This window comes from Enterococcus cecorum (genome assembly GCF_052119425.1).
GTDB lineage: Bacteria > Bacillota > Bacilli > Lactobacillales > Enterococcaceae > Enterococcus_E > Enterococcus_E cecorum_C.
Map to the genome: position 1 here is coordinate 1 of NZ_JBQKFH010000071.1, position 6,498 is coordinate 6,498.

The 6,498-nt window shown below is 35.9% G+C and carries 6 protein-coding genes; all 6 read left to right on the forward strand.

The window, feature by feature from the left end; translation table 11 throughout:
* The first annotated feature begins 222 nt into the window (after positions 1-222).
* The 6 genes from ACTQZM_RS11600 to ACTQZM_RS11625 all read left to right on the forward strand — a co-directional run bounded on the left by ACTQZM_RS11600 (position 223) and on the right by ACTQZM_RS11625 (position 6,330).
* Positions 223-1,389, forward strand: a complete 1,167-nt coding sequence (locus ACTQZM_RS11600) for a quaternary amine ABC transporter ATP-binding protein (RefSeq protein ID WP_441653855.1) — start codon at positions 223-225, stop codon at positions 1,387-1,389.
* Positions 1,390-1,414: 25 nt separating this feature from the next.
* Complete coding sequence (locus tag ACTQZM_RS11605; protein WP_441653856.1) at positions 1,415-3,136, forward strand: ABC transporter permease/substrate binding protein; 1,722 nt, start codon at positions 1,415-1,417, stop codon at positions 3,134-3,136.
* A 157-nt stretch (positions 3,137-3,293) separates the two neighbouring features.
* Complete coding sequence (gene flgM, locus ACTQZM_RS11610) at positions 3,294-3,569, forward strand: flagellar biosynthesis anti-sigma factor FlgM (RefSeq protein ID WP_113783623.1); 276 nt, start codon at positions 3,294-3,296, stop codon at positions 3,567-3,569.
* 11 nt (positions 3,570-3,580) lie between these two features.
* On the forward strand, positions 3,581-3,943 hold the full coding sequence (locus ACTQZM_RS11615; RefSeq protein ID WP_349276768.1) for a flagellar protein FlgN: 363 nt from the start codon (positions 3,581-3,583) through the stop codon (positions 3,941-3,943).
* A 14-nt stretch (positions 3,944-3,957) separates the two neighbouring features.
* Positions 3,958-5,412: a flagellar hook-associated protein FlgK gene (flgK, locus tag ACTQZM_RS11620; RefSeq protein ID WP_441653857.1), complete on the forward strand. Its 1,455-nt coding sequence runs from the start codon at positions 3,958-3,960 to the stop codon at positions 5,410-5,412.
* Between the two features lie 6 nt (positions 5,413-5,418).
* Positions 5,419-6,330 (forward strand): flagellin N-terminal helical domain-containing protein, encoded by a 912-nt coding sequence (locus ACTQZM_RS11625; RefSeq protein ID WP_441653858.1) that lies wholly within the window; start codon positions 5,419-5,421, stop codon positions 6,328-6,330.
* The last annotated feature ends 168 nt before the right edge of the window (positions 6,331-6,498 follow it).

Genomic DNA, 6,498 nt, shown 5'->3' on the forward strand with positions numbered 1-6,498 from the left:
TATTTGCCATGGTCAGAAACTGTACAAGCAAATTGTAAATAAAAAAAAGAATCTCCAGAGTCGAGTGACTTTGGAGATTTTCAATATACCTCGTTATTGGGCGCTTACGTTCATGCTTTTTTTGCATCGAACCCCAATAGTTAGTGCATCAATTTTGACAAAGTGACAATATGATGGTATTATAAAGTAGTCACTTAAAGAAATCAGAAAGAAGGGAAATGAATGAGTAAATTAGAAGTTAAGCATTTAACGAAAATATTTGGACGCAAAACCCACCAAGCGTTAAATATGATTACAGAAAATAAAAGTAAAAAGGAAATATTAGCTAAAACCGGTGCAACTGTTGGGGTTTATGATGCAAATTTTCAAGTAAATGAAGGTGAGATTTTCGTTGTCATGGGCTTATCTGGTAGTGGGAAGTCTACGCTGATTCGTTTGTTGAATCGCTTAATCGAACCAACAGATGGACAGATTTTTATTGATGGACAAGATATTGCCAAATTGGATAAAGAAGGTTTGCGAGAAGTTCGCCGCCATAAAATTAATATGGTTTTCCAAAGCTTTGGATTATTCCCACACCGTACGATTTTAGAAAATGTCGAGTATGGTTTGGAAATTAAAGGTGTTACTAAAGAAGAACGCGAAAAAAGAGCAAAAAAAGCGTTGGATAATGCTGGCCTTTTGGAGTTTGCTAATCAATATCCAGAACAGTTATCAGGTGGGATGCAACAGCGTGTAGGGTTGGCCCGCGCCTTAGCTAACGATCCAGAAATTTTATTAATGGATGAAGCTTTCTCTGCGCTAGACCCATTAATCCGTCGCGAAATGCAAGATGAATTGTTGGATCTACAAGCACGCGAAAAACGCACAATTATCTTTATTACGCATGATTTAAATGAGGCTTTACGAATTGGCGATCGAATTGCTTTGATGAAAGATGGACAAATTATGCAAATTGGTACAGGTGAAGAAATCTTAACCAATCCAGCAAATCAATTTGTTCGCGAGTTTGTGGAAGACGTGGACCGTACCAAAGTCTTAACTGCCCAAAACATTATGGTTCCGGCGATTACAACAAATATTGAACTAGATGGACCAAATGTTGCTTTAAATCGTATGCGTAAAGAAGAAATTAGTATGTTAGTGGCGGTCGATCGCAAACGTCAATTAAAAGGAATTATTACTGCCGACGCCGCATTAAGAGCTAGAAATGAGAAGTTAAGCTTACGTGATGTACTAGATGAACAAATGCCAACAATTGATAAAGATATGTTGGTTACCGATATTTTTAATATATTATATGATGCCAAAACACCTTTAGCCGTTGTCGAAAATGGCAAAGTCTTAGGTGTCGTCATTCGTGGTTCGGTCATTGAAGCATTAGCATAAACACAGCAAGGAGAGGAAGTTGTCAATGGATAATTTAACAAATACATGGCCCGTTGCTAAAGTAATTGAGCAACTGACAGATTGGTTGACGGTTCATTTTTCTGGGCTATTTAACTTATTACAAACAGTTGGACAAAAAGTGATGGACACAATTACGGGAATATTAGGTTTAGTGCCTATTCCAGTTTGGATTGTATTGCTGACAGTGATTGCTTATATCATTACGAATAAGAAAAAAGGATTACCGATTTTTACTTTTCTAGGGTTAGTCTTTATTGCAAACCAAGGTTTATGGGATGCACTTTTACAAACGACTACATTGGTATTAGTAGCGAGTGTGATTTCGATTGTTATCGGGGTGCCACTTGGTATTTGGATGGCAAAGAGTGAGACGGTCAGAAAAGTCTTAACACCGATTTTAGACTTTATGCAAAGTATGCCAAGTTTTGTTTATTTAATTCCAGCGGTAGCCTTTTTCGGTATCGGAATGGTGCCAGGGGTCTTCGCTTCTGTGATTTTCGCTTTACCACCTACTGTTCGTTTTACCCATTTAGGCATTAAGCAAATTCCAACAGAACTAGTGGAAGCTTCAGATTCATTTGGTGGCACCGCTTGGCAAAAATTAATGAAGTTAGAATTACCTTTAGCGAAGAAGACGATTTTAGCCGGGGTTAATCAAACGACGATGTTAGCTTTATCAATGGTTGTTACGGCGTCGATGATCGGAGCACCAGGTCTTGGTCGTAACGTCTTGGCAGCCTTACAAAAAGCGGATATCGGTAGTGGATTTGTCAGCGGTTTGGCACTGGTTATTTTAGCGATTATGATTGACCGCTTTATCCAATACACAAACCGCGAAAAACAACACGCTCATCAAAAAATGCCTAAAAAACAAAAAATTGCTTTAACTTCAGCCGTTTTAGCTGTTTTAGCAATCGGAGCTATTGTCCAAAATGTGGTATTAGGTACGCAAACCAAAGAAACCATTCGTTTAGCCTATGTTCAATGGGATACCGAGGTGGCTTCAACCAATGTGATTGCGCAAGTCCTTGAAGATGAAGGCTATCAGGTAGAAATGACACCGTTAGACAATGCTGTCATGTGGGAAGCGGTAGCCAATAGACGTGCTGATGCGATGGTGGCAGCTTGGTTACCAAACACCCATGCGAGCCAATATAAAAAATATAAGGATCAATTGGTGGATTTAGGAGCCAACTTAAAAGGGGCTAAAGTTGGGTTAGTCGTTCCTAGTTATATGAAAGTCGATGCCATTAGCGATTTATCAGATGAAGCTGGTAAAAAGATTACCGGAATCGAACCGGGTGCTGGTGTAGTGTCCGGTGCTAAGAAAACGCTCAAAGCTTATGATAATTTAAGTGACTGGCAAGTTGAGACTTCTTCCTCAGGGGCAATGGTCGTAGCTTTAGACAAAGCAATTAAAAATAAGGAAGATATCGTTATTACTGGTTGGTCTCCACATTGGATGTTTGCTAAATATGATTTGAAATACTTAAAAGATGATAAGCAGAGTATGGGTTCAGCTGAAGAAATTCATACAATGACAAGTAAAGACTTTGCCAAAGAACATAAAAAGGCTAATCAGATTTTAGATAATTTTCATTGGAGTACCAAAGATATGGAGAGTGTCATGTTGGCTATCCAAAATGGGAAAGAGCCAAAGCAAGTAGCAAAAGATTGGATTAAAGCCAATCCAGAAAAAGTCAAAGCTTGGGTGAAAACAAAATAATGAAAAAATACAAAAAGTTAAGCTCTTAGGGGTTTAACTTTTTTGTGTTTTGGACGATAATATACGTGAAGTGAAAAATATTGTAAACAAATTTATTTTTTCAAGTAAACTTTCTAAATAATAAAGGAAAGAATAATCTTACGAGGAGGAATGTTTTATGAAAATTGAAGGTAGATACAATAATTATGACCGATACATGCCAAATCGTCCTGTTCATTCTAGTGAAATTAAAGATGAATCAATCAAAATATCATCAGCTAGTAGTGTAAATTTGTCTGAAACAACACAAAAAATACGTAAAGAAGTTGCACAAAACGATTTATCACGTAATGATGAGAAAATCAAAGCTTTGAAAGCTGCGATAAAGGATGGTACTTATCAAATCTCAGCTAAAGAGATAGCGGCAAGTATGATGAAAGCAATGACTGAATAAGAGGAATTGCCATGGATGGAAAAGAATTTGAAGTGAAATTAAATAGCTTCTATCTATTATTACAAAAGGAACGTAAAGTCTTAATTAAAGGACATGCAGAAAAATTAACGGATATTGTAGCTAGAAAAGAAAAGTTTATCCCCTTGTTTCAAGAGTATCAAGGGGATTTGTCTGATAATGCAAAGGGTTTAATTGCGAAAATAAAAGAACAACAAGAAGAAAATTTATTATTAACGCAACAAGCGATGAGTTTTCAAGATATGTTATTAGACACGATCAAAGATAATATAAAAAAAGCCAATCATGTGACTTATGGTAAAGAATCTAGCTATCATACCCAAGCACCAAGTACATTAATTGATACAGAAGTATAGGAGGAAAAGTTGTTATGACGGGGTTATTTGGAACACTGGGTGTCGCAACATCTGGTTTAAATACTAGCCAAATCTCATTACAAACAAGTGGCCATAATATTGCGAACGCTACAACAGATGGGTATTCACGTCAAAGAACTAACTTACAAACCACAAATCCATATGCTTTAGCCGGCGTTGGTCAAGTTGGAACTGGAGTTAAAGTTAATGATATTACCCGCGTTGTTGATGATTTTGTTCGCTTACAAACTCGCTATGCTAATTCATTATCTAAATTTTATGAAGAAAAAGCAAATGCCTTAGGTCAATTAGAAGATTATTTTGGAGAGCCTTCTGATGCGGCTTTGTTGAAACAAATGAATACCGTATATGATGCATGGTCAAAATTATCTAGTAACCCTGAATTGGGGACAAGCAAGACCTTAGTCGTTGAAAATAGTTCTACTTTAAGTACAACGATTAATGAAATGGCTATGAACATGAAAGAATTAAAAGATGATGTCGATACTACTTTAGCTAATACTACATATAATTTAAATCAACGTGTTGAAGAATTAGAAATATTAAATAAGAAATTAGTTGATAACTCTATGACGGCTGGTACCTCTAATGATTTATTAGATCAACGCGATCGTTTATTAAAAGATATGTCGAGTATGGCTGATATTTCTACTAAATTTGATAAATATGGTAGAGTTAGTGAATTAAAAGTTGGGGATACAAAAATTTTAGATACAGATCACCGTGTACCGATGAGTGTTGTTCTTTCTTCTGGTAATGGTTCTACTCGAATTGCAGTAGAAGGGGATCGTAATAAAGTAGTAGAAGTCCCAAGTGGCAATGTTTCAGGGGGGCCGCTTGTTGTCTATAACGTTGAAACTGGAAAGTATGATCAAATTACAGTTAGCAAAGGACAAATTGGTGGACAAATAGCTGCGAGTCAAGAAATTCAAGCTCGGAGCGATGAGTTTAATACATTCGTAAAAAATATGGCAACAAAAATAAATGAGACTTACAAATCGGGAAATAATACAGAAGATTTCTTTGTTTTTGATGGTGATGAAGCTGATTTTGCCAAGACATTAAAAGTAAATGATGTATTTACTCAAAATCCAGGGAAATTAGTTGCTGGTCTAGGAGCAAACCCTAATGCTGGCGACGGTCGATTAGCTAAAAATGTGGCCTTAACTTTCTCTGAAAAAGATGCACGGGGCATGACATACGCGGATCACTATAACGATATCATTACCAAAAATGGAATTTCAAAATTAAAAGCAGATAATACAGTCAAAGCACAAAAAACAGTGTTAGACCAGTTGGAAAGTCAAGATACCTCTATATCAGGTGTAAACATCAACGAGGAAGTATCTAATGTCATTCGCTATCAGCAAGCTTTCCAAGCAAATGCAAGAGTGTTACAAACTGTATCAGAAATGCTAGATACTTTAATCAATAGAACAGGAGCGTAATGAAAGATGAGAATAGCAACAAATAATTCTTATACCGATTTCTTAAAGAATATGGCGACTACTGAAACCAAACTTCACTACACGATGGGACAGTTGTCAAGTTTTAAAGAAGTTAGCAAATCTTCAGAAGATCCTTTGTTGGTTTCAAAGATTATGAACTTAAATGTTGCTATCGATCGGAATGAAACGCAGAATTTAGAAATCAAAGATGCGATTTCATGGAGTAATACGCAAGATGGTATCTTAGCTTCAGTTAGTGATTCAATGTTAAGAATTAAAACATTAATTCAATCTTCTGCCAACACAACCAGTGCTGCTGCGGAGATGGAAGCCAATAAAAATGAAATCCAACAAAATATTGAAGCCATTGTTGAAGCTTTGAATACAAATTTTGATGGTCGCTATTTATTCGCCGGTGATAAGACGACAGAACCACCATTTTCTGTGGTAAAAAATACACAAGGAGAAACTTATGGGATTGCCTATAATGGTTCGGATGTGAATTTACCTCGAGAAATATCTGATGGTGTGACTGTTAATTTAGTTACAGATGGTAATCAGTTAATGGGTAAAAATGGAGCTGAAAACTTAAATGATTTCTTCAACCAAGTAATTGATTCTTTTGATAATAGTAATCGTGACGCAATGGCGAATGAATTATTAGGAAAAGCGGACAATTTCCGAGATAATTTTGTTAACGTGCGTACTAAAGTAGGATCTATCTATAATCGATTGAAATCAGCTCAAGATCGCAATGAAACAGAAAAGTTAAATTTAAAAGAGAGTTTATCTAACCGTCAAGATGTGGATGTTGCTGAAAAATATATGCAATTCCAAAACGAAATGTTAGCTTATAATGCCACAATGTCTATGGGAACTAAGATTATGCAGACGTCCATTCTTGATTATGTAAGATAATAATAAATATGTTTTTGTATTTTTTGATACATAGGTGGTCAATGTATGTTGATCACCTATTTTGGCTCTTTGTCAAGTAGTGTTGTTGGCAATTAAGTCAATTGGAGAGAAAGTTATTTTATGAATGCTTTCTCTCTTTTTTTATTTTCTTTCTTCAATCGATGCTTA

Bases quoted from the DNA above. Each gene is read 5' to 3' on its own strand.
- ACTQZM_RS11615 (WP_349276768.1), top strand. From the start codon at position 3,581: ATGGATGGAAAAGAATTTGAAGTGAAATTAAATAGCTTCTATCTATTA.
- ACTQZM_RS11600 (WP_441653855.1), top strand. From the start codon at position 223: ATGAGTAAATTAGAAGTTAAGCATTTAACGAAAATATTTGGACGCAAA.
- flgM (WP_113783623.1), top strand. From the start codon at position 3,294: ATGAAAATTGAAGGTAGATACAATAATTATGACCGATACATGCCAAAT.
- ACTQZM_RS11605 (WP_441653856.1), top strand. From the start codon at position 1,415: ATGGATAATTTAACAAATACATGGCCCGTTGCTAAAGTAATTGAGCAA.
- ACTQZM_RS11625 (WP_441653858.1), top strand. From the start codon at position 5,419: ATGAGAATAGCAACAAATAATTCTTATACCGATTTCTTAAAGAATATG.
- flgK (WP_441653857.1), top strand. From the start codon at position 3,958: ATGACGGGGTTATTTGGAACACTGGGTGTCGCAACATCTGGTTTAAAT.